The sequence below is a fragment of the Streptomyces sp. NPDC093984 genome (assembly GCF_044764595.1).
Classification (GTDB): Bacteria; Actinomycetota; Actinomycetes; order Streptomycetales; family Streptomycetaceae; genus Streptomyces; species Streptomyces cynarae.
Map to the genome: position 1 here is coordinate 89,688 of NZ_JBIWIM010000011.1, position 20,936 is coordinate 110,623.

20 protein-coding genes are annotated in these 20,936 nt (G+C 70.2%); 11 read left to right on the top strand and 9 right to left on the bottom strand.

The window, feature by feature from the left end:
• The first annotated feature begins 15 nt into the window (after positions 1-15).
• The 5 genes from ACIRC0_RS30955 (at position 16) to ACIRC0_RS30975 (ending at position 3,858) form a co-directional block, all read left to right on the top strand.
• Complete coding sequence (locus tag ACIRC0_RS30955) at positions 16-996, top strand: ribose-phosphate diphosphokinase (RefSeq protein WP_403622563.1); 981 nt, start codon at positions 16-18, stop codon at positions 994-996.
• A 210-nt stretch (positions 997-1,206) separates the two neighbouring features.
• Positions 1,207-1,803 carry a 50S ribosomal protein L25/general stress protein Ctc gene (locus tag ACIRC0_RS30960; protein WP_403622566.1) on the top strand — a complete coding sequence of 199 codons (597 nt, stop codon included), beginning with the start codon at positions 1,207-1,209 and terminating at the stop codon, positions 1,801-1,803.
• A gap of 69 nt (positions 1,804-1,872) precedes the next feature.
• Positions 1,873-2,475: an aminoacyl-tRNA hydrolase gene (pth, locus tag ACIRC0_RS30965; RefSeq protein WP_403622569.1), complete on the top strand. Its 603-nt coding sequence runs from the start codon at positions 1,873-1,875 to the stop codon at positions 2,473-2,475.
• A gap of 42 nt (positions 2,476-2,517) precedes the next feature.
• Complete coding sequence (locus ACIRC0_RS30970) at positions 2,518-3,021, top strand: hypothetical protein (RefSeq protein ID WP_403622572.1); 504 nt, start codon at positions 2,518-2,520, stop codon at positions 3,019-3,021.
• A gap of 135 nt (positions 3,022-3,156) precedes the next feature.
• Positions 3,157-3,858, top strand: a complete 702-nt coding sequence (locus ACIRC0_RS30975) for an LPXTG cell wall anchor domain-containing protein (RefSeq protein ID WP_403622575.1) — start codon at positions 3,157-3,159, stop codon at positions 3,856-3,858.
• A 69-nt stretch (positions 3,859-3,927) separates the two neighbouring features.
• Here ACIRC0_RS30975 and ppc read toward each other — a convergent pair whose 3' ends face one another.
• Entirely contained in the window at positions 3,928-6,660 is a 2,733-nt protein-coding gene (gene ppc, locus ACIRC0_RS30980) for a phosphoenolpyruvate carboxylase (protein ID WP_403622578.1), read from the bottom strand.
• Between the two features lie 308 nt (positions 6,661-6,968).
• Here ppc and ACIRC0_RS30985 point away from each other — a divergent pair, with 308 nt between their 5' ends.
• Together ACIRC0_RS30985 and ACIRC0_RS30990 are read left to right on the top strand one after the other, a co-directional pair.
• Positions 6,969-7,979 carry an acyl-CoA desaturase gene (locus ACIRC0_RS30985; RefSeq protein WP_403622581.1) on the top strand — a complete coding sequence of 337 codons (1,011 nt, stop codon included), beginning with the start codon at positions 6,969-6,971 and terminating at the stop codon, positions 7,977-7,979.
• A 67-nt stretch (positions 7,980-8,046) separates the two neighbouring features.
• On the top strand, positions 8,047-8,649 hold the full coding sequence (locus ACIRC0_RS30990) for a TetR/AcrR family transcriptional regulator (protein ID WP_236041747.1): 603 nt from the start codon (positions 8,047-8,049) through the stop codon (positions 8,647-8,649).
• Between the two features lie 38 nt (positions 8,650-8,687).
• Here ACIRC0_RS30990 and ACIRC0_RS30995 read toward each other — a convergent pair whose 3' ends face one another.
• Together ACIRC0_RS30995 and ACIRC0_RS31000 are read right to left on the bottom strand one after the other, a co-directional pair.
• A complete protein-coding gene (locus ACIRC0_RS30995) occupies positions 8,688-9,059 on the bottom strand; it encodes a glyoxalase (RefSeq protein ID WP_403622584.1) in 372 nt (123 codons plus the stop codon).
• Between the two features lie 3 nt (positions 9,060-9,062).
• Positions 9,063-9,869, bottom strand: a complete 807-nt coding sequence (locus tag ACIRC0_RS31000) for a trans-aconitate 2-methyltransferase (protein ID WP_403622587.1) — start codon at positions 9,867-9,869, stop codon at positions 9,063-9,065.
• Positions 9,870-10,099: 230 nt separating this feature from the next.
• On the opposite strand from ACIRC0_RS31000, the gene tamR reads away from it, so the two are divergent.
• Positions 10,100-10,597, top strand: a complete 498-nt coding sequence (gene tamR, locus ACIRC0_RS31005; protein ID WP_103837595.1) for a MarR family transcriptional regulator TamR — start codon at positions 10,100-10,102, stop codon at positions 10,595-10,597.
• Here the strand turns inward: tamR and ACIRC0_RS31010 are convergent.
• Positions 10,556-11,323: a LuxR C-terminal-related transcriptional regulator gene (locus ACIRC0_RS31010; protein ID WP_403622589.1), complete on the bottom strand. Its 768-nt coding sequence runs from the start codon at positions 11,321-11,323 to the stop codon at positions 10,556-10,558. The genes tamR and ACIRC0_RS31010 overlap by 42 nt on opposite strands.
• 250 nt (positions 11,324-11,573) lie before the next feature.
• Between ACIRC0_RS31010 and ACIRC0_RS31015 the strand changes: the two genes are divergently transcribed.
• Complete coding sequence (locus ACIRC0_RS31015) at positions 11,574-12,029, top strand: GNAT family N-acetyltransferase (protein ID WP_403623024.1); 456 nt, start codon at positions 11,574-11,576, stop codon at positions 12,027-12,029.
• A gap of 569 nt (positions 12,030-12,598) precedes the next feature.
• On the opposite strand, the gene galK is transcribed toward ACIRC0_RS31015, so the two are convergent.
• The 3 genes from galK to galT are packed head-to-tail and all read right to left on the bottom strand — an operon-like array spanning position 12,599 to position 15,768.
• Positions 12,599-13,741 (bottom strand): galactokinase, encoded by a 1,143-nt coding sequence (gene galK, locus ACIRC0_RS31020; RefSeq protein WP_403622592.1) that lies wholly within the window; start codon positions 13,739-13,741, stop codon positions 12,599-12,601.
• Entirely contained in the window at positions 13,742-14,710 is a 969-nt protein-coding gene (gene galE, locus ACIRC0_RS31025; protein ID WP_403622594.1) for a UDP-glucose 4-epimerase GalE, read from the bottom strand.
• Positions 14,707-15,768 (bottom strand): galactose-1-phosphate uridylyltransferase, encoded by a 1,062-nt coding sequence (galT, locus tag ACIRC0_RS31030; RefSeq protein ID WP_403622597.1) that lies wholly within the window; start codon positions 15,766-15,768, stop codon positions 14,707-14,709. The genes galE and galT overlap by 4 nt, the downstream gene beginning before the upstream one ends.
• Positions 15,769-15,945: 177 nt before the next feature.
• On the opposite strand from galT, the gene ACIRC0_RS31035 reads away from it, so the two are divergent.
• Both ACIRC0_RS31035 and ACIRC0_RS31040 read left to right on the top strand, forming a co-directional pair.
• On the top strand, positions 15,946-17,625 hold the full coding sequence (locus ACIRC0_RS31035; RefSeq protein WP_403622600.1) for a sodium:solute symporter family protein: 1,680 nt from the start codon (positions 15,946-15,948) through the stop codon (positions 17,623-17,625).
• A gap of 20 nt (positions 17,626-17,645) precedes the next feature.
• The gene (locus ACIRC0_RS31040) at positions 17,646-17,954 is read left to right on the top strand and encodes a hypothetical protein (RefSeq protein ID WP_403622603.1); all 309 of its coding nucleotides are present in this window, start codon (positions 17,646-17,648) and stop codon (positions 17,952-17,954) included.
• Between the two features lie 180 nt (positions 17,955-18,134).
• Here the strand turns inward: ACIRC0_RS31040 and ACIRC0_RS31045 are convergent, their stop codons facing one another.
• Together ACIRC0_RS31045 and ACIRC0_RS31050 are read right to left on the bottom strand one after the other, a co-directional pair.
• The gene (locus ACIRC0_RS31045) at positions 18,135-18,818 is read right to left on the bottom strand and encodes a LuxR C-terminal-related transcriptional regulator (protein WP_403622606.1); all 684 of its coding nucleotides are present in this window, start codon (positions 18,816-18,818) and stop codon (positions 18,135-18,137) included.
• A 251-nt stretch (positions 18,819-19,069) separates the two neighbouring features.
• Positions 19,070-20,899, bottom strand: coding sequence for a PQQ-binding-like beta-propeller repeat protein (locus ACIRC0_RS31050; protein WP_403622609.1), 1,830 nt, complete (start codon positions 20,897-20,899; stop codon positions 19,070-19,072).
• Positions 20,900-20,936 lie beyond the last annotated feature (37 nt).

Genomic DNA, 20,936 nt, shown 5'->3' on the forward strand with positions numbered 1-20,936 from the left:
TGAGGAGACAGTGTCGTGACCGGGATCAAGACGACCGGCCTGAAGAAGTTGATGTTCTTCTCCGGCCGCGCCCACCCCGAGCTTGCCGAGGAGGTCGCCCAGCAGCTGGGTGTCGGGGTCGTCCCGACGAAGGCCTTCGACTTCGCGAACGGTGAGATCTATGTGCGTTATCAGGAGTCGGCGCGGGGTGCCGACTGCTTCCTGATCCAGAGCCATACGGCTCCGATCAACAAGTGGATCATGGAGCAGTTGATCATGATCGACGCGCTGAAGCGTGCGTCGGCGCGTTCCATCACCGTGATTGTGCCGTTCTACGGTTACGCGCGGCAGGACAAGAAGCACCGGGGACGTGAACCGATTTCGGCGCGTCTGATCGCTGATCTGATGAAGACGGCGGGTGCGGACCGGATTCTGACGGTGGACCTGCACACGGATCAGATCCAGGGTTTCTTCGACGGTCCGGTGGATCACCTGTTCGCGTTGCCGCTGCTGGCGGACTACGTGGGCGGGAAGGCGGACCGGGACAAGCTGACGGTGGTGTCGCCGGACGCCGGCCGGGTGCGGGTCGCGGACCGCTGGTGCGACCGGCTGGGCGCGCCTCTCGCGATCGTGCACAAGCGGCGGGACAAGGACGTCGCGAACCAGGTGACGGTGCACGAGGTCGTGGGTGAGGTCGAGGGCCGGGTGTGTGTCCTGGTCGATGACATGATCGACACGGGTGGCACGATCTGTGCGGCGGCGGACGCGTTGTTCGCGCACGGTGCGGAGGATGTCATCGTGGCGGCGACGCATGGTGTGCTGTCGGGTCCCGCGGCGGATCGTCTGAAGAACTCGCGGGTGAGTGAGTTCATCTTCACGGACACGCTGCCGACGCCGGGTGAGCTGGGCCGGGACCTGGACAAGATCACGGTTTTGTCGATCGCTCCGACGATCGCGAGTGCGGTGCGTGAGGTGTTCGAGGACGGTTCGGTGACGAGCCTGTTCGACGAGCAGTAGTACCAGTAGTACCTACCGGCCCTGGGGTCGGCGGAGATCGTTTTGGGTGCGGCCTCCCTTTCCGAGTAAACTGCTGCAGTTGCTCGGCGAGGGAGGCCGCACTCGTTTCTCGAATGCGGCGGTCCGTTATCGACGCGCTCTTCGTAGCAGGCCGTTCGTGGCCGGGTGACCCCGACCGTTTGTTCTACGTACTACTACGAGGAGTGAGAGATGTCCGAGGTGAAGATCTCCGCCGAGACGCGCACCGAGTTCGGCAAGGGTGCCGCGCGTCGTATCCGCCGTGACAGCAAGGTTCCGGGCGTGCTGTACGGGCACGGTTCGGACCCGCTGCACCTGACGTTCCCGGGTCACGACCTGCTGCTGGCGCTGCGTACGCCGAACGTCCTGATCTCTTTGGACATCGACGGCAAGGGCACTGAGCTGGCGATCCCGAAGTCCGTGCAGCGTGACCCGATCAAGGGCTTCCTGGAGCACGTCGACCTGCAGCTGGTCAAGCGCGGCGAGAAGGTCACGGTCGAGATCCCGGTGCACGCCGAGGGTGAGCTGGCTCCGGGTGGCAACCTGCTGGAGCACGTGCTGAACGCGCTGCCGGTCGAGGCGGAGGCCACGCACATCCCCGAGGCGCTGACCGTCTCGATCGAGGGTCTGGCGGCCGGCGCCTCCATCCTCGCCAAGGACATCCCGCTCCCGTCCGGCACCACGCTGGCCGTGGACGAGGACGCGGTGGTCCTGCAGGTGCTGGCCGCGCAGGCCGAGGAGGCCGCTGAGGGCGAGGCCGAGGGCGAAGAGGCCGCTGCCGAGGCCTGATCCCTCACCGACACCGTTTCGTCAGCCGCTGCTCCTTCTGGAGTGGCGGCTGGCGCGTATAGAGGAGACGTGGACGTGACGACCGATCCAGGCGCGCCCTGGCTCATCGTGGGGCTCGGTAATCCCGGGCCCGAGTACGCCATGAACCGGCACAACGTGGGGTTCATGGTGGTGGATCTGCTGGCGGGGCGGGTCGGGGGGAAGTTCAAGCGGGCGGGGAAGGCGCAGGCGCAGGTCGTGGAGGGGCGGATCGGGCCGCCGGGTCCGGGGAGCCGTCGGGTGGTCCTGGTGAAGCCGATGTCGTACATGAACCTGTCGGGTGGCCCGGTGAACGCTCTGCGGGAGTTCTACAAGGTGCCGGTGGGGAATGTCGTCGCGGTCCATGACGAGCTGGACATCGATTACGGGACGCTGCGGTTGAAGCTCGGTGGTGGCGACAACGGTCACAACGGGTTGAAGTCGATCACGAAGGCGTTGGGGTCGGAGTATCACCGGGCGCGGTTCGGCATCGGGCGTCCGCCGGGGCGTATGCAGGTGGCGGACTTCGTGTTGAAGGATTTCTCCTCGGCGGAGCGCAAGGAGCTGGACTACTTCGTGGACCGGGCGGCGGATGCGGTGGAGTGTCTGGTGATCGACGGGCTGGAGCGGGCGCAGAGTACGTACAACTCGTGATGTGTCGCCCTGCGGGGTTGACCGGGTGTGCGGGGATGTCCCATGATCCCCGCCATGCCTGCCACCGCCGCCCGTTCTCGCCGGGCCTCGTCCGCCGCGCTCCTGTCGGTGCGGGTGGTGGTGATGGGGGCGGTCGCCGCGCTGATCGTGGTCGGTGGGGTGTGGGGGTCGTGGAGTACGGCGCAGCTCGTGATGCTGACCAAGGGTCGTGAGCGCGGCACGGTCGAGGTGACGCGGTGTGGGGCGGATGCGTGCAGTGGTCCGTTCAGGCCGGTGTCGGCGGGGGCGACGGCGCGTGACCGTGTGACGATCGAGCAGACGGTGGCGGTGCGGCGGGGGCGGACGTACGCGGTGGTGGTGAAGCCGGGCACGGACGAGGTGGTCCGTTCGGGTCCGGCGGGGGTTCTGTATGCGTGGCTTCCGCTGGCCGGGGCGTTGTTGATGGCGTCGGTGGTGGTGGCGGGCGGGCTGCGGCTGAAGCGGACGGGGTGGGTGCTGGCGGCGTCGGGGGTGGCGCTGTTGACGGCTGCATTTGTGGCGCTGTGACTTCCGACGGCTTGTCCTGCGCTTGTGAATGAAGAGTCTGTTGCCTCTTCGTGATTGACGTGTGGTGTTCGTGGGCCGGATGCTGAGCCGCCCCCTCCACGTCTTTCCTTCCGTTCCTCGAAGATGGACTTGCCCATGCGTACCCTCATGCGCGCCGGTGCTTTCGTCGCCGTCGCCTCAGCAGCGTTGCTGACCGCTCCGTCCGCCCATGCCTCGGCTCGGGGCGACAACGGCGACGTGAAGATCCACAAGTCCGCCACGGACGAGTTCGACCAGCGCAACGAGCCGCACGTGTGCTCGTTCTACCTCGACGCCTTCAACTTCGATGGCCGGCAGCAGGTGGACTGGCACATCGAGGCGTGGGCCCCGACCGCCGCCACCAAGGGTGAGACCGTGAAGAGCGGTGCGATCACCTTGGACGCCGACGGCCATGGCCGTACGGCCGACATGACGCTGCCCGACGGGCACTACAAGCTGTTCTGGAACTTCGACGGCGAGAAGGGTGCGGCCAAGCACAAGGTGTTCTGGACGGAGTGCGAGGCTTCCGGCGGGGGCGGTACCGCGCCGTCGGGCTCCCCCTCGGCGTCCGTGTCGGCCTCCGCGTCGGCCTCCCCGTCGGGCACGGTCGGTGCGAGCGCCTCGCCGAGTTCGTCGTCGGGTGCGGGCGCGTCGGTGTCGGCTTCCGCGTCCGCGTCGCCTTCGGCGCAGGGTGGCGGCGGTGACCTGGCGGAGACGGGCAGTGGTGCTCCGGTGGGGCTGTTGTCCGGTGTGGCGGCGGCGCTGGTGGCCGCCGGTGGTGGTCTGGTGCTGTGGCGCCGCAGGGCCGCCCGGGGCTGACGTCCGCGGGATGTGACGGTGCCCCCGAGCCTTTTGCGGCTCGGGGGCACTGTGGTGTCCGGGGCGGTGTCAGCCGGTGTTGCGCAGGCCGGCCGCGACGCCGTTGACGGTGAGGAGCAGGGCGCGGGAGAGCAGCGGGTCGGGTTCCTCGCCTGCGGCGACCGCGTCGCGCTGGCGCTTGAGGAGGGCGACCTGGAGGTAGGAGATGGGGTCGAGGTAGGCGTCGCGGATGGCGAAGGTCTGCTTGAGCACCGGCTGGGCGTCGAGCAGTTCCTGTTCGCCGGTGACGCGGAGTACCTCGCGGACGGTGAGTTCGTGTTCGGCCCGGATGGTGTCGAAGATGTGCTTGAGGTTGTCGGGGACGAGTGTGTCGACGTAGTGCTGGGCGATCCGCAGGTCGGTCTTGGCGAGGGTCATCTCGACGTTGGAGATGAAGTTGCGGAAGAAGTGCCACTGTTCGTGCATCTCGTTGAGCACGGTGTCGAGGCCGGCTTCGCGCAGGGCCTTGAGGCCGGAGCCGACGCCGTACCAGCCGGGGACGATCTGCCGGGACTGGGTCCAGCCGAACACCCAGGGGATGGCGCGCAGGCCGTCGAGCGAGACGCCGGAGCCGGGGCGGCGGGAGGGCCGGGAGCCCAGGTGCAAGTCGGCGAGCTGGTCCACCGGCGTCGACGCGAGGAAGTACGTCGGCAGGTCGGGGTCCTCGACGAGCTTGCGGTAGGCGGCGTGGGCGGCGTCGGAGACGACGTCCATGGCGGCGTCCCAGCGGGCGAGGGCCTCGCCGGACTGGCGGGGGGCGGTGTGCAGGGCGGAGGCCTGCAGGGTGGCCGCGACCGTCAGTTCGAGGTTCTCGCGGGCGAGGGAGGGGATGAGGTACTTGTCGGAGATGACCTCGCCCTGTTCGGTGACCTTGATCTCGCCTTCGAGGGTGCCCCAGGGCTGGGCGAGGATGGCGTCGTGGGTGGGGCCGCCGCCGCGGCCGACGGTGCCGCCGCGGCCGTGGAAGAGGCGCAGGCGCACGCCGTAGCGGTGGGCTACGTCGCGCAGGCGGCGCTGGGCGCGGTGGATCTCCCACTGGGAGGTGGTGATGCCGCCGAACTTGGAGGAGTCGCTGTAGCCGAGCATGACCTCCTGGACGTCTCCGCGCAGCGCGACCAGGCGCCGGTAGGAGGGGTCGGAGAGCATGTCCTCGAGGATGGTGTCGGCGGCCTTGAGCTCGTCGGTGGTCTCCAGGAGGGGGACGATGCCGATCTTGGCCCAGCCGGCGTGGAGGTCGAGGAGGCCGGCTTCGCGGGCGAGGACGGCGGCGGCGAAGACGTCGTCGGCGCCCTGGCACATGGAGATGATGTAGGACTCGATGACTTCGGGGCCGAAGACCTTCAGGGCACGCTTGATGGTCTCGAAGGTGCCGAGGGTCTTGGCGCCGGCCGCGTCGAGCGGTGCCGGGGTGGGGGCGAGGGGGCGGCGGGAGCGGAGCTCCTTGGCGAGCAGCTTGAGGCGGTACTCGCGGGGCATGTCGTCGTAGCGCCAGGATTCCTCGCCGAGCCGGTCGAAGAGCTGACCGAGGGCGTGGTGGTGGGCGTCGGCGTGTTCGCGGACGTCCATGGTGGCGAGCTGGAGGCCGAAGGCGGCCAGGGTGCGGATGGTTCGGGCGAGGCGGCCGTCGGCGAAGAGGCCGCCGCGGTGGGCGCGCAGGGAGGTCTGGATGACTCTGAGGTCGTGCAGGAGTTCGCTGGTGCCGAGGTAGTCGCGGCCGGGCTCGTGCTGGGTGCCCTTGGCGAGGCGCTGCTTGGTGTTGACGAGCTTCTGGCGGATGCAGGTGGCCTTGAGCCGGTAGGGCTCCTCGGCGTTGAGGCGCTTGTAGCGGGGGCTGATCTCGGGCAGGAGGTCCAGGTCGGTCTTGAGGGAATCCAGGAGTTCCTCGGTGGCGCCGGTGTAGCGGATGGAGTTGGACAGGAAGCCGCGCAGCTCGTCGATCGTCTCCAGGGCGTCGTTGATGCCGTGCTCGTGCTGGAGGATGAGGACATCCCAGGTGACGTCGGGGGTGACGTTCGGGTTGCCGTCGCGGTCGCCGCCGATCCAGGTGCCGAAGGTGACGGGGCGGGTCTCGTCGGGGAGCTTGACGCCGACGCGTTCGAGTTCCGCGGTGAGGTCCTCGAGGACGTCGCCGACGGCGCCGGCGTGGAGTTCGTCGAGGTAGTAAATGGCGTTGCGGGCCTCGTCGGCGGGTTCGGGGCGGACGACGCGGAGCTCGTCGGTCTGCCAGATGAGGTCGATGTTCTCGGCGAGCCGGGTGTCGTGGCGGCGCCGGTCGGACTCGATGACGGGGGTTTCCAGGAGTGCTGCGATGCGCCGGAGCTTGTTGAGGACGGACCGGCGCGCGGCCTCGGTGGGGTGCGCAGTGAAGACGGGGCGCACGTTGAGGTTGCGGACGGTGTCGCGCAGGTGGTCGGGGTCGGCGTCCTTGAGGCGGTCGGCGGTGCGGGAGAGCAGGCCGCCCTCGGCGGCGCGCTTGGCGCGCAGTTCGCGGCCGCGGTGCACCTGCTCGGTGACGTTCGCCAGGTGGAAGTAGGTGGAGAAGGCGCGCACCAGCTTGGCGGCGGTCTCCAGTTCGGTTCCGCGCAGCAGTTCCGCGGCGGCTTCGCCGTCCTCGCGGGTCAGCCGGCGGACCCTCTCGACCAGTTCCAGGAGCTCGGGGCCTTCCTGGCGGACGAGGGTCTCGCCGAGCAGGTCGCCCAGTCGGCGGATGTCGGCGCGCAGTTCACTGCTGGTCGTCGTCGTCTGGTCGTCGGCACTGCTCACAGGTGCGGCTCCTTGCAGTGTTGAAGCTCATCCGAAGGGGGACCCGGATGGGTGCCGTGCGCGGCGGCTGCCGCATACGGTCCGGGCATCCGGGAAGAAATCAGAGCGGACCGCGCTGTCCGACCGACTCCAAGGATAGGTGGCGATGCGGACGCGCAGGCTTTCGGGCTCTTGCCGCCGAGCGACGCACTGCCATACTTACGACGCCGTAGGTTACGGAACCGTAGGTCTCCCGTCAGGTGGCGGGAGTCCGCCGGGTGCCGTATCCGGGCATTTGTTTTGACCCTCGACCCCACAGGGGACGCCCCATGACCACGAGCTCCGATGTGATCGAAGACGCCCCGAAGGCGAACGACAACTCTCCGCTGCCCTCCGCGACGCTGGGTGGCGAGCAGAAGCGCTCGATCGAGCAGATCACGCTGCTGCTGTTCATCACCGTCCCGTTCCTCGCGCTTGTCGCAGCCGTGCCGCTGGCGTGGGGATGGGGCGTGAGCTGGCTCGATATGGGCCTGCTGGTCTTCTTCTACTACCTGGGCTGCCACGGCATCACGATCGGTTTCCACCGTCACTTCACGCACGGCTCGTTCAAGGCGAAGCGGCCCCTGAAGATCGCGTTGGCGATCGCGGGGTCGATGGCCGTGGAGGGGCCGCTGGTGCGCTGGGTGGCCGACCACCGCAAGCACCACAAGTTCTCCGACGCGGAGGGCGACCCGCACTCCCCGTGGCGCTACGGGGAGACGGTCCCCGCGCTGATGAAGGGCCTGTGGTGGGCCCACGTCGGCTGGATGTTCGACGAGGAGCAGACACCCCAGGACAAGTACGCCCCGGACCTGATCAAGGACCCGGCGATGCGGGCGATCTCGCGCCAGTTCGCGCTGTGGACGACCGTGTCGCTGGTGCTGCCCGCACTGATCGGCGGGCTGGCCACGATGTCCTGGTGGGGAGCGTTCACCGCGTTCTTCTGGGGGTCGCTCGTCCGGGTGGCTCTGCTGCACCACGTGACGTGGTCGATCAACTCGATCTGCCACGCGGTGGGCAAGCGGCCGTTCAAGTCGCGCGACCGTTCGGGCAACGTGTGGTGGCTGGCGATCCTGTCGTGCGGCGAGTCGTGGCACAACCTGCACCACGCGGACCCGACGTCGGCACGGCACGGTGTGGAGCGGGGCCAGCTGGACTCCTCGGCGCGGATCATCCGCTGGTTCGAGCAGCTGGGGTGGGCGTACGACGTGCGCTGGCCGTCACGCTCGCGTATCGATTCGCGTCGCAACGGTGACGGGAGTGGCTCCCGACGCGGGAAGGTGACCGCCGACACGGCATGATGGCGGTGTGGCGACCGACTCCAGCACCCCCAGCAGCGACAAGCCGCGGCGCCCGCGCCGTACTCGGATGACCGGTGCCGAGCGCCGCCAGCAGCTGCTGGAGATCGGTCGCACGCTGTTCGCCGCGAAGGGCTTCGAGGGCACGTCGGTGGAGGAGATCGCGGCCAAGGCCGGGGTGTCCAAGCCGGTGGTGTACGAGCACTTCGGCGGCAAGGAGGGGCTGTACGCGGTGGTGGTGGACCGCGAGATGCGGCGCCTGCTGGACATGGTGACAAGCTCCCTGACGGCCGGGCACCCGCGTGAGCTGTGCGAGCAGGCCGCGTTCGCGCTGCTGGACTACATCGAGGAGTACACGGACGGTTTCCGGATCCTGGTCCGGGACTCCCCCATCCCGCAGTCGACGGGCTCCTTCGCGTCGCTGATCTCGGACATCGCGACGCAGGTGGAGGACATTCTGGGCCGTGAGTTCAAGAGCCGCGGCTTCGACCCGAAGCTGGCCCCGCTGTACGCGCAGGCGCTGGTCGGGATGGTCGCGCTGACGGGCCAGTGGTGGCTGGACGTGCGCCGCCCGAAGAAGGCGGAGGTGGCGGCGCATCTGGTGAACCTGGCGTGGCACGGCCTGGACGGGCTGGAGCCGAAGCCGCGGCTCATAGGTCACCGGAAGAGCTGAGGCGCGCCCGCGCGACCCCCGTGCCACGTGCCGCGTGCTCAGGGCGCTGTGGCCACCGGCTCGAGGAACTCCAGCCGGTTCCCCACCGGATCCTCCGAGTAGAAACGCCGGTGCCCGGGCAGGTTGTCGTCCCAGGTGACCGGCGCCCCGCGTTCGGCGAGCCGCGCCGCGTACGCCTCGATCCCCGTGACCCGCAGCCCGGGGTGGGCCTTCCTCGCGGGCCTGAAGTCCTCCTCGACACCCAGGTGGAGCTGCACGGTCCCCGCCTGGAACCAGCAGCCCCCGCGCGCCGCGAGCACCGGCGGCTTGGGGATCTCCTTCATGCCGAGGACGTCGACGTAGTACGCGCGCAGCAGGTCCTCGGAGCCGGGCGGGGCGGCGAGCTGGACGTGGTCGACGGCGGTCAGCATCGGTCAGGCCCTTTTCGTCGCGACGGCGAAGATGCGGCGGAACGGGAACACCGTGCCGTGCTCGGTCGCCGGGTACGCCTCGCGCAGCGCCGCACGGTAGTCGGTGACGAACTCCTCCGCCTCCTCCCCCAGCTCGGTGAGGATCGGCCGCAGTCCGGTGCCCTTGACCCAGTCGAGGACCGGGTCCTCGCCCTGCAGCAGATGCAGATACGTCGTCTCCCAGACGTCCGCCGCGCAGCCGAGCGCGGTGAGGTGGTGCAGATACGCCTCCGGGGTGAGGACCGCGTCGTCGTGGCGCAGGGTTCCGGCGAGGCGGTCCCTCCAGCGGGCGGAGTGGGCGAGTTCGCGCATCAGCCGGTGGCTGGGGGAGCCGAAGTTGCCGGGGACCTGGAAGGCGAAGGTGCCGCCCGGCTCGAGTGCTGTCACCCACTCGGCGAAACGCCCGGCGTGTCCGGGTACCCACTGGAGGGTGGCGTTGCTGATGATCAGGTCGTACGGCTCCTTCGGCGCCCAGGTGCGGGCGTCGGCGTGCGCGAAGTCCAGGCGGCCGCCGCCGGCCGTGGCGCCCGCGTAGGCGTCGGTCTTCGCGAGCATCTCCGGGGAGTTGTCGTAGCCGGTGATGTGCGCGGTGGGCCAGCGCTCGGCGAGCGTGACGGTGACGTTGCCCGGTCCGCAGCCCAGGTCGGCGATGCGGGGCGGGTCGCCGGGAAGGTCGGGCACGCGGGAGAGCAGGTCGGTGAAGGGACGGGCGCGGTGGTCCGCGTGGCGGAGGTACTGGGCGGGGTCCCAGGTGGGGCCGGTGGTGGGCATGGCGGGGCCTCCTCGGGGCGGACGGACGGACGAGCGGGCGCCACGGCGCGGCGCGGACGGCACCGTCGTACGGAGGCGCCCGCCGTCGTACGGAGGCGTCGCCCCCGTGTGACGCCGCCTCCGTACGGCTCGCCATCCTCGTACCGCAACTCTCTCGACGTCAAGAGACTCAACATCGAGATGTCTTACATCAAGAGACTTCACATCGACACAACCACTACACTGATCGCATGGAGGACGAGGTCGATCGGCTGGTCGCGGCGTGGCGCAGGGAACGCCCGGACCTCGACGTGGAACCGCTCGAGGTGCTCAGCCGGGTCAGCAGACTGGCCCGGCATCTGGACCGCGCACGTCGGCTGGCGTTCTCGGAGCACGGCCTGGAGCCCTGGGAGTTCGACGTCCTCACCGCGCTCCGCCGAGCCGGCAGCCCCTATCAGCTCTCCCCCGGCCAGTTGCTCACCCAGACGCTGGTCACCTCCGGCACGATGACCAACCGCATCGACCGCCTGGCGAAGAAGGGCCTGGTCGAGCGGCTCCCGGACCCGAGCGACCGCCGGGGTGTGCTGGTGCGGCTCACGGACGAGGGCCGGGACCGGGCCGACCAGGCTCTCGCCGGACTCCTCGACCAGGAGCGCGCGATCCTCTCCGAGCTGAGCTCGGCCCAGCGCGGTGAGCTGGCCGCGCTGCTACGCCAGCTGACCGCCCCGTTCGACAACATCCCCGGCTAGGTCGACCGGCCCGACGCCGGCGCGCCGGGCGAGGGCGACGGCGGCGAGGGTGGAGTGGACGCCCAGCTTCCCCAGCACGTTCTGCATATGCGTGCGGACGGTGTGCGGGGACAGGAACAGCCGCTCGGCGACGGCCTTGCGGCCCAGTCCGGCGACCATGCACCGCAACACCTCCCGCTCCCGGGGCGTGAGGGACTCCACCAGACGCTCGCTCTCCGTGCGGTGCTTGCGGGCCGCGGTCAGTTCGCGCAGCACCCCGGTGAGCAGGGCGGGCGGCAGGTGCGTCTCGTCCCGCAGGACGCCCCGGATGACCGTGAGCAGCCGCTGCAGCGAGCAGTCCTTGGCGACCCAGCCGGAGGCGCCGGCCTGCAGGGCCAGGGCGGCGCGGCGCGGGTCGTCCTTCTCGGCGAGGACGACGGTCCGCACGTTCGGCTGGCCGGAGCGGACGCCGGAGACGAGGGAGATGCCGTCGACGAGGCCGTCCTCGTCGCCGTCCTGGACGGGGACCGCCGGGCGTGAGCCCAGGGCGTTGCCCCCGAGGTCCGCGTCGACGAGCATCACGTCGAATCTGCGGCCCTCCGCGGCCGCCCGCTCCAGGCAGCGCAGTGCGGCCGGACCGCTGCCGGCCGCGGACACGTCGACGTCCGGTTCGGCCGCCAGGGCGGCGGCGAGGGACTCGGCGAAGATGCGGTGATCGTCGACGACCAGAACTCGGATGCGAACCACTGATACCCCCACTGTTCGGGGGACGGCCCGGCGCGGATACGGCGCCCGGAGCGCTCCCCGGATTTTCACCTGGGACGGGTAACGCAGCGGCACGGCCGCCGCCGTGCCGGAACTGCTACCCCCGCCCCGGGCGCCGTACCCGACTGTCTCGCCCCCTGATCAGCACCGGCCCCCACCGGTGCTGTTCACAGGGTAGGGCCGCCGGCCTGGAGCGGAAGGAGATTTGCAGAACTGGTCGGCCGACACGTTTATGGTGAGCCGCATGTTTCGTATCGAGACAGAAGTCGACAAGGAGCGGCGGGATCTGCTCCGGGCTCGGCTGCGCGAGACGAACACGGCGGCGTCCCCGGTGCTGCGCGCGCTGCGCGGAACACCGGCGGAGCGCGATGTTCCGCTCCATGTGTGGGCGTTGGACGCGGCGGGGGGACTGGCGGGCGGGCTGGTCGGGCACACCTGGACGACGTGGCTGCACGTCGCGTACCTGTGGGTGGACGACCGGCACCGCGGCGCGGGCCTCGGCACGCGGCTGCTGGCGCAGGCGGAGCGGACGGCCCACGAGGACCGCGGCTGCACGGCGTGCCGCCTGGAGACGTGGGACTTCCAGGCGCCGGAGTTCTACCGGAAGCAGGGCTACGAGGTGGTGTGCGTGATCCCCGACTATCCGCCGGGGATCACGGAGTACACGTTGACGAAACGGCTGGGTTGAGCCGGGACGGATGTCGCCCCCGCCGCCCCTGCCCGTCCCATCCTCCAGGGGCTCCGCCCCTTCGACCCCACCGGGGGCTCCGCCCCCTGGACCCCGCTGGGGCTCCGCCCCCTGGACCCCACTGGGGCTCCGCCCCCTGGACCCCGCTGGGGCTCCGCCCCCTGGACCCCACTGGGGCTCGGCCCCCTGGACCCCGCTGGGGCTCCGCCCCCAACCCTGGCGGGGGCTACGTCCCCTGCACCCCACGCGGGGCTCCGCCTTTTCCACCCCGCCGGGGGCTCCGCCCCTCGGACCCCACCCGGGGTTCCGGCCCGAGGACCCCGCTGGGGGCTCTACCCCTAACCCTGGCGGGGACTACGTCCCCTGCACCCCTCGCGGGGCTCCGCCCCGGACCCCGTTCGGGGGCCAGCCCCCGGACCCCCGCTCCTCAAACGCCGCAGGGGCTGATTTTCCCCCGGTCGGCATCATTCAGCCCGTCCGGCGCTTGAGGACGAGGCCGCAAGGCCGACAGCGGGGGTCTGGGGGCGCAGCCCCCAGGGACGGGAAGGGTAGGGGCGGCGGGGGCGTGATCAGCTCAGGCGGCGCGCCCCGGCCGACGGTACCGCCGGGAACACCCGAGGTGCCGTGTAACCGGCGGCGGCGAAAGCCTCCTCGATCGCCTTGGTGATCGTGTCCGTGTCCGACGCCTCCACCAGGACGATCGCCGAGCCGCCGAAGCCGCCGCCCGTCATCCGTGCCCCCAGCGCGCCCGCGGCGTTCGCCGTGTCCACCACCAGGTCCAGCTCCGGGCAGGAGATCCGCAGGTCGTCGCGGAGGGAGACATGACCCTCGGTCAGCACGGGGCCGATCGCCCGGACCTCACCCGCGTCCAGCAGTCGGACCACCTGGTCGACCCGGTGGTCGTCCGAGACGACATGGCGCACATAGCGGCGCACCCGCTCGTCCGACAGGCGCGCGAGCGCGGCCTCGAGCTCCTCGTACGCCACGTCCCGCAGATGTGAGACACCCAGCTGCCGTGCGCCCTCCTCGCAGCCCTCGCGCCGCTCGGCGTACGCCCCGTCGCCCAGCGCGTGCTTCACGCGGCTGTCGACGACCAGCAGCGTCAGGCCCTGGGAGGCCAGGTCGAAGGGGATCTGCCGGATGGACAGGTCACGGCAGTCCAGGTGCAGGGCGTAGCCGTCCGTGGCGCACGCCGACGCCATCTGGTCCATGATCCCGCAGGGCACGCCCACGAAGTCGTTCTCGGCGCGCTGGGCGATCCTGGCCAGCTCGGGGCCGGTGAGGCCCAGCTCGTACAGGTCGTTGAGCGCGAGGGCGACGACCACCTCCAGCGCCGCGGAGGAGGACAGTCCGGCGCCCGTCGGCACCGTCGAGGACAGGTGGACGTCCGCGCCGGTGATCGGGTGGCCGGCTTCACGGAGCACCCAGACCACACCCGCGGGGTAGGCGGCCCAGCTGGTGTTGGTCAGCGGCTGCAGTTCGTCGACGTGCAGTTCGACGACCGGGCCCTCGATGTCCGCCGAGTGCAGCCGCAGCACACCGTCGGTGCGCCGCGAGACCGCCGCGACCGCCGTGTGCGGCAGCGCGAGCGGCATCACGAAGCCCTCGTTGAAGTCCGTGTACTCACCGATCAGGTTGACCCGGCCCGGTGCCGCCCAGACGCCCTCGGGAGCCGTCCCGTAGATCTCCCCGAAGCCCTCGCGTACGCCCACCTACTGCTCCCTTGCGATGTTCTGTGCGAACTGCCACGCGTCCGCGACGATCCCCGCGAGGTCCGCGCGGGACGGGTTCCAGCCGAGCTTCTCGCGGGCCGTGGCCGCGGAGGCGACCAGGACCGCCGGGTCGCCGCCCCGGCGGGGGGCCACGACCTCGGGGATCGGGTGGCCGGTGACCTGGCGCACCGTTTCGATGACCTCGCGCACCGAGAAGCCGTTGCCGTTGCCGAGGTTGCAGATCAGGTGTTCGCCGGGGGTGGCGGCGTCCAGGGCGAGCAGGTGGGCCTCGGCGAGGTCGGCGACGTGGATGTAGTCGCGGATGCAGGTGCCGTCCGGCGTCGGGTAGTCGTCGCCGAAGATCGAGATGGCCTCGCGCCTGCCCTGCGCGACCTGGAGGACGAGCGGGATGAGGTGGGACTCGGGGTTGTGGCGCTCGCCGTAGGCGCCGTAGGCGCCGGCGACGTTGAAGTAGCGCAGGGAGACGGCGCCCAGGCCGTGCGCGGCCGCCTCACCGGTGATCATGTGGTCGACGGCGAGCTTGGAGGCGCCGTAGGGGGAGGTCGGCGCGGTCGGGTCCGTCTCGGTGATGGGGGTGTTGACCGGCTCGCCGTAGGTGGCGGCGGTGGAGGAGAAGACGAGCTTGCGCACGCCCGCCTCGCGCATGGCGCCGAGCAGGGCCATGGTGCCGCCGACGTTGTTGTCCCAGTACTTCTCCGGCTTCACCACCGACTCGCCGACCTGCGAGAACGCGGCGAAGTGCAGGACCGCGTCGAAGGAGGCGTCCAGCCACTTGGCGGCGTCGCGGATGTCTCCATCGACGAAGGAAGCACCGGCCGGCACACCCTCGCGGAAGCCGGTGGAGAGGTTGTCGAGGACGACGACCTCGTGGCCGGCCTCCAGCAGGTGCTGCGCGACCACGCTGCCCACATAGCCGGCGCCACCGGTGACCAGGTACTTCCCACTCATGAACTCGCTACCTCTCGCAGTCGCCGGGCCGCGGCCTCCGGCGGCACGTCGTTGATGAACACGTTCATGCCGGACTCGGAACCCGCGAGGAACTTCAGCTTGCCGGAAGTGCGGCGAATGGTGAAAAGCTCGAGGTGGAGCGCGAAGTCGTCCCTGGTCACGCCGTCGAACTCGTCCAGTGTGCCGAACGGCGCCTGGTGCCAGGCGGCGATGTACGGCGTCGGAGGCTCACCCTCGCCGAAGATCCGGTCGAAGCGCTTCAGGAGTTCCAGGTAGACCTTGGGAAACTCTGTGCGAGCCGCCTCGTCGAGCCCGAGCAGGTCGGGGACGCGGCGGCGGGGGTAGAGGTGGATCTCGTAGGGCCAGTGCGCGGAGTACGGCACGAAGGCCACCCAGTGCTCGCTCTGCAGGACGATCCGCTCGTCGGCGAGTTCGCGCTCCAGGACGGCGTCGAACAGGTTTTCCCCGCCGGTCGCCTCCTTGTGGGCGGCCAGTGAACGGAGCATCAGGGCGGTGCGGGGGGTGGTGAAGGGGTACGCGTAGATCTGCCCGTGCGGGTGGCCGAGGGTCACGCCGATCTCCGCGCCGCGGTTCTCGAAGCAGAAGACCTGCTCGACGGCCGGCAGGTGGGACAGTTCGGCGGTGCGGTCGGTCCAGGCGTCCAGGACCAGGCCCGCCTGCTCCTCGGTCAGGTCGGCGAAGGAGGCGTTGTGGTCGGAGGTGAAGCAGACGACCTCGCAGCGTCCGGAGTCGCCGGCGAGCGAGGGGAAACGGTTCTCGAAGACGACGACGTCGTAGGACGAGTCGGGGATCTCGCTCAGCCTGCCGTCCCGGGAGGGGCACAGCGGGCACTCGTCGGCGGGCGGGTGGTAGGTGCGGCCCTGCCGGTGCGAGGCGATGGCGACCGAGTCGCCGAGCAGCACGTCCTGGCGGATCTCGGAGGTCGTGACGGTCCGCTCGAGCGGCCGGCGGTCGACCGCGTCCCGCACGACGTCGTCGCGCAGGTCGTAGTAGATGAGCTCACGACCGTCGGCCAGCCGGGTCGAGGTCTTCTTCACGTTCGACTCTCCATTCGAGCCACTCACCCTTCAAACATAACCCAACACACCAAAACACAAGTCACCACCTGCGTCAACGTCACAATCCAACAAAGACCATCATCAAGAGTGTTCAAATAGCGAACGCGGGGGCGTACGGTTCCGCACTGATTGGTTCATGCAACGAAGTGAGCATTCATGGAAACCCCCACATATCTGGCAGCCGAGCTACGACTCCCCACGAACGGGCTCGACTACGCGATCCTCGGGATCTACTTCGCGGTCGTCCTCGGCATCGGCTTCGCGGCCCGCCGCTCGGTGAAGACCAGCCTCGACTTCTTCCTGTCCGGGCGCTCCCTGCCCGCCTGGATCACCGGTCTCGCATTCATCTCCGCCAACCTGGCCGCCACCGAGATCCTCGGCATGGCCGCCAACAGCGCCCAGTACGGCGCCTACACCGTGCACTGGTACTGGATCGGCGCCATCCCGGCCATGGTCTTCCTGGGCCTGGTGATGATGCCGTTCTACTACGGCTCCAAGGTCCGCTCGGTGCCCGAGTTCCTGCTGCTGCGCTTCGACAAGGGGGCGCACCTGCTCAGCTCGATCCTGTTCGCCTTCGCCGCGATCCTCATCGCGGGCGTCAACCTCTACGCCCTCGCGATCGTCGTGGAGGCGCTGCTGGGCTGGCCGCAGTGGGTGGCGATCGTGGTCGCCGGCTTCTTCGTGCTCGCGTACATCACCCTCGGCGGCCTGTCGTCGGCGATCTACAACGAGGTGCTGCAGTTCTTCGTGATCCTCGCGGCCCTCATCCCGATCACCGTGCTCGGCCTGAAGAAGGTCGGCGGCTGGGGCGGCCTGACCGACAAGCTCACCCAGTCCCACGGCCACGACTTCGTCACCGCCTGGGGCGGCACCGGGATCGGCCACGCCAACCCGCTGGGCGCCAACTGGCTGACGATCGTCCTCGGCCTCGGCTTCGTGCTGTCCTTCGGCTACTGGACCACCAACTTCGCCGAGGTCCAGCGCGCCCTGTCCGCGAAGAACCTCTCCGCGGCCCAGCGCACCCCGCTGATCGCCGCGTTCCCGAAGATCTTCATCGTGTTCCTGGTGATGATCCCGGGCCTGGTGGCCGCCGTCCTGGTCCCGAAGATCGGCACGCCCGGCTCGTCCCTGCAGTACAACGACGCGATCCCGTACCTGATGCAGGAACTGCTGCCCAACGGTGTCCTCGGCATCGCCGTGACCGGTCTGCTGGCGGCCTTCATGGCGGGCATGGCGGCCAACGTGTCGTCCTTCAACACGGTGTTCACCAACGACATCTGGGCGCGGTACATCGTCAAGGACCGCGAGGACGCGTACTACGTCCGCTTCGGCCGCCTCATCACGGCGATCGGTGTGCTGGCGTCGATCGGCACGGCGTTCCTGGCGTCGTCGTTCTCGAACATCATGAGCTACCTGCAGACGCTGTTCTCCTTCTTCAACGTGCCGATGTTCGTGGTGTTCATCGTCGGCATGTTCTGGAAGCGCGCGTCCGGGAAGTCCGGCTTCTGGGGCCTGCTCGCCGGCACGGTGACCGCGATGGTGAACTACTTCGTCATCTACAAGCACGGCATCATCGGCATCCCCTCCGACCAGGGCGCCAACTTCGTCTCCGCGATCGCCGGTTTCGTGGCCGGCGCGGTCGTGATGGTCGCGGTCTCGCTGTTCACCAAGCCCAAGCCGGAGGACCAGCTCCAGGGCCTCGTCTACGGCACCCGCTCGCCCGGCATGGCGGAGCCGCCCTCCGCGGGCGACGACGCCTGGTACCGCAGGCCCGCCCTGCTCGGCTGGGGCGCGGTCGTCCTCGCCGCCGCCTGCTACATCCCGTTCTCGCTCTGACCGCGGAGGATTGACCGACCATGTCCGAGTACTCCGAACACGACGTCCAGCGCCAAGTCACCGAGCTGGAAGGAAAGTCCGCCACCGCGGCACGCATCTTCGACCTCCGTCGCATCATCGGCGGCCTGTTCGTCCTCTACGGCGTCATCGTGATGATCGCGGGCTTCACGGCCTCCGACGCGGCGATCCGCAAGGCGGAGGGCGTCAACATCAACCTGTGGACGGGCCTCGGGATGCTGATCCTGGGCCTGCTGTTCCTGCTCTGGCTGAAGCTGAGGCCGATAGCTCCGCCGTCCGTCGACGCGGGGTCGGAGGAGAGGCCGGAGTAGCGCGCGGCTGAGCGGGGGTGGGCCGCGCGACCCGGCGGTCGCGCTGTGCCGCCCCCAAGCTCTCCGAGCAGGGGGGACCCCCGGCGCCCACCCGTGCCGCCCCGGAGGTCCCCCAGGCCGTCAAGGCTCGTGGGGGAGCCACGATTGCCCGCAGCCACCCATGCGGTCGCCCGCCCCCGTTCACTCCGTCCCTGGCTGGACGGGCCCCGCCCGGTCCAGCAAACCGGTCCGTGCTGCCAGGGCGGCAGCCTCCAGGCGGGAGCCCACGCCCAGTTTCATCAGGACGCGTTGGACGTGGGTGCGGGCCGTGGACGGGGCGATGCCCATGCCCGCCGCGATCAGACGGGTGTCCTCGCCGTCGGCCACCCGGACCAGGACCTCGACCTCCCTCGGGGTCAGCATCTGCAACAGGCGCTGGCCCTCGTCGTCCGGCTGCGCCGCCGGGTTGAGCAGTTCGTTGAACGCGCCCTGCAACAGCTGCGGCGCCACGGCCGCCTCGCCCGCCCGCGCCTTCATGATGGCCCGCTCGACGCCCTCGATGCGCTCGTCGTGGCGTACGTAGCCCGAGGCGCCGGCGGCGAACGCGGCCGCTATCCCGCGCGGGCTCGGCACCGGGCCGAGCACCAGCACCGCCACCTGCGGACGCTCCCGCTTGATGCGCACCACCGGGTCGAAGGCGCCCGGCTCCGCGGGTGCCGCCGTGCCCAGCAGGCACACCTCGGGCGCCCTGCTGATCACCAGGTCCGCCGCCCCCGCGGCGGGCGCCGCCGCGGCGAGCACCCGGTGTCCCCTCAGCTTCAGAGCCGAGGCCAGCGCCTCGGCGAGCAATCGGTGGTCGTCGACCACCATGAGCCGCACTCCCACGAGCAACCCCCCAGTCCCCCCCGTGGATGCCCACTATGGATGCCCACTGGCCCGCATGGACAGAAGCCCCCCGGCGCACCCCCCGTCCTTCATGCCCCCGGAAGCTACACGCTTGTTCGACATCGCGCTTCCCCTACCGGCCAGAAGTGCCCCGGATTACCGAAATCCCGCCCAATGGCGCCTGATGACGGGTACGTGAAAGGCCCCGCACCCGAACAGGAGCGAGGCCTTCGCCGTGCGCCGCGTACGCGCTACTTCGCGCCGAAGCCGAGCGCGGTGTACGACTTCTGGTCCGCCGTGAACGGCTTGCTGACCAGGTCCTTGCCGAGGAAGAGCCGGCCGTCGGTGTAGAGCAGCTCGGACGTCTTCGGCACCATGCTCATGATCGCGCCCAGCACCTCCCGGGAGGCCGGAGTCTCCAGCAGTCGCGTCTGCTTCAGGGACCCGCCGTCGACCGAGACCACCTGGGCGCCCTTGTTGTACGGGCCGCTCTTGTACGCCAGCACGTTCCCGCCGTCCATGCGGATCGGGAAGATGTCGTAGCCGTCGCCGGCGTCGATCCGGTCGCCGGTGGTCTTCCCGGTGGCCAGCGAGAACGCGATGATCTCGTTGGTCCGGGCGCCCTGGGCCGAGCCGTCGTGGTCGTTGGTCGGCACGTACAGCTTGTCGTTGCCCACCGTGATCGCCTGGCAGTCGTGCACCTTGCCGACCCCGCAGTGGTGCTCGTACTTCCCGTCCTCCAGCGTGATCTTCGTCCGCAGCTTGCCGGTGTCGTCCAGCGAGAAGACGTCCGTGGCGCCGGAGGCGGTGATGCCGCCCGAGTCCACACCGAACACGACCGGCTTGGTGGAGATCACCTTGGCGTTGTCGATGCCCTGGGGGAGCTTGTAGCTCCACCTGGCGCCACCCGTCCTCGGGTCGAGCGGCTGTACCTCGTACAACTCCTTGCCGAAGGGGCCGCACTTGCGCACCGCGACGAGCTGATCGCCGCCCGCGTAGCCGACGTCCGTGCAGGAGCCCCTCTCGTGCTGCCACAGCACCTTGCCGGTGGCCAGGTCGAAGGCGGCACCGCCGTAGAGGCCGGCGCCGGCGGCGACCGTGGTGCCGCTGATCGAGACCTCACCGAACGGGACCGAGACGCCACCGGTGCTGACCGATTTCGTCCACAGCTTCTTCCCGGTGGCGACCTCGAACGCGGTGACGTCACTGCACGGCTTGCGGTCCCGCACGCCCGCCCGCCTGCCCGACTCGGAGACCACCGCGGCGATCCCCGAGGAGCTGATCTCGGGTGAGCCCGCGCAGGTCTGGCCGTTCAGCGGCAGCGTCCACTTGGTCGCGCCGGTGTCCGGGTCGTAGCCCACGATCTTGTTGATGCCGGCCTTGGCGTAGACGGAGTCGGTGAGCCAGGAGCCCGTGACGTTGTCGATCTCCTGCCTGTCCGTGATCCGCGGCGCCGGGATCTGGAAGAGGACCTTGGCGCTGGGATCAGCCGGCGCCTTCTCCTTGCCGGAACCGGAGCCGGGGCCGCCGGGGCCGCCGCCCTGGCCGCCCTGGCCGCTGTCGGCACCGGACGCGGAGCCTCCGCCCGTGTCGCTGCCGGAGGAGCTGTTCGCGTACCAGGCCCCGACGCCGACGATCAGCGCGATGGCCGCGACCGCCGCGACGACGATCCACACCGTGGCGCTCGACCCCTTGCGGCCGCCGCCCGGGGTCCCGTGCGGCGGTACGGGGACCATCGGAGGCTGCTGATAGCCGTAGCCGGACTGCTGGTTCGGGTAGCCGTGACCGGGCTGCTGGACATACCCGTATCCCGATTGCGGCGAGGCCGGCGGCTGCGGGTAGCCGTATCCCGGTTGCGGCGGGGCCGGCGGCTGCGGGTAGCCGTAGCCCGGCCCCTGGGCGGGCGGCGGGGGCGCCTGGGGCGGCGGCTGGGGCGCGCCGAAGCCACCCGGCGGCGGGGGCTGCGGGGCGCCGAAGCCACCGGCCGGGGCAGGGTTCTGCGGGGCGCCGAAACCACCGCCCGGCGGCGGCTGGTGGGGCGGCGGAGGCGGCTGGTGGGGAGGGGGCGGCGGCTGGCTCATGGCGTGAGGACCTCGAAGGACAGAGGAACAGTGGGCG

Bases quoted from the DNA above. Each gene is read 5' to 3' on its own strand.
- ACIRC0_RS30975 (WP_403622575.1), top strand. From the start codon at position 3,157: ATGCGTACCCTCATGCGCGCCGGTGCTTTCGTCGCCGTCGCCTCAGCA.
- ACIRC0_RS30990 (WP_236041747.1), top strand. From the start codon at position 8,047: ATGACCGGTGCCGAGCGCCGCCAGCAGCTGCTGGAGATCGGTCGCACG.
- ACIRC0_RS31040 (WP_403622603.1), top strand. From the start codon at position 17,646: ATGTCCGAGTACTCCGAACACGACGTCCAGCGCCAAGTCACCGAGCTG.
- galE (WP_403622594.1), bottom strand. From the start codon at position 14,710: ATGAGTGGGAAGTACCTGGTCACCGGTGGCGCCGGCTATGTGGGCAGC.
- ACIRC0_RS30985 (WP_403622581.1), top strand. From the start codon at position 6,969: ATGACCACGAGCTCCGATGTGATCGAAGACGCCCCGAAGGCGAACGAC.
- ACIRC0_RS30995 (WP_403622584.1), bottom strand. From the start codon at position 9,059: ATGCTGACCGCCGTCGACCACGTCCAGCTCGCCGCCCCGCCCGGCTCC.
- ACIRC0_RS31015 (WP_403623024.1), top strand. From the start codon at position 11,574: ATGGTGAGCCGCATGTTTCGTATCGAGACAGAAGTCGACAAGGAGCGG.
- ACIRC0_RS30960 (WP_403622566.1), top strand. From the start codon at position 1,207: ATGTCCGAGGTGAAGATCTCCGCCGAGACGCGCACCGAGTTCGGCAAG.
- tamR (WP_103837595.1), top strand. From the start codon at position 10,100: ATGGAGGACGAGGTCGATCGGCTGGTCGCGGCGTGGCGCAGGGAACGC.
- ACIRC0_RS30970 (WP_403622572.1), top strand. From the start codon at position 2,518: ATGATCCCCGCCATGCCTGCCACCGCCGCCCGTTCTCGCCGGGCCTCG.
- ACIRC0_RS31050 (WP_403622609.1), bottom strand. From the start codon at position 20,899: ATGAGCCAGCCGCCGCCCCCTCCCCACCAGCCGCCTCCGCCGCCCCAC.
- ACIRC0_RS31000 (WP_403622587.1), bottom strand. From the start codon at position 9,869: ATGCCCACCACCGGCCCCACCTGGGACCCCGCCCAGTACCTCCGCCAC.
- ACIRC0_RS31035 (WP_403622600.1), top strand. From the start codon at position 15,946: ATGGAAACCCCCACATATCTGGCAGCCGAGCTACGACTCCCCACGAAC.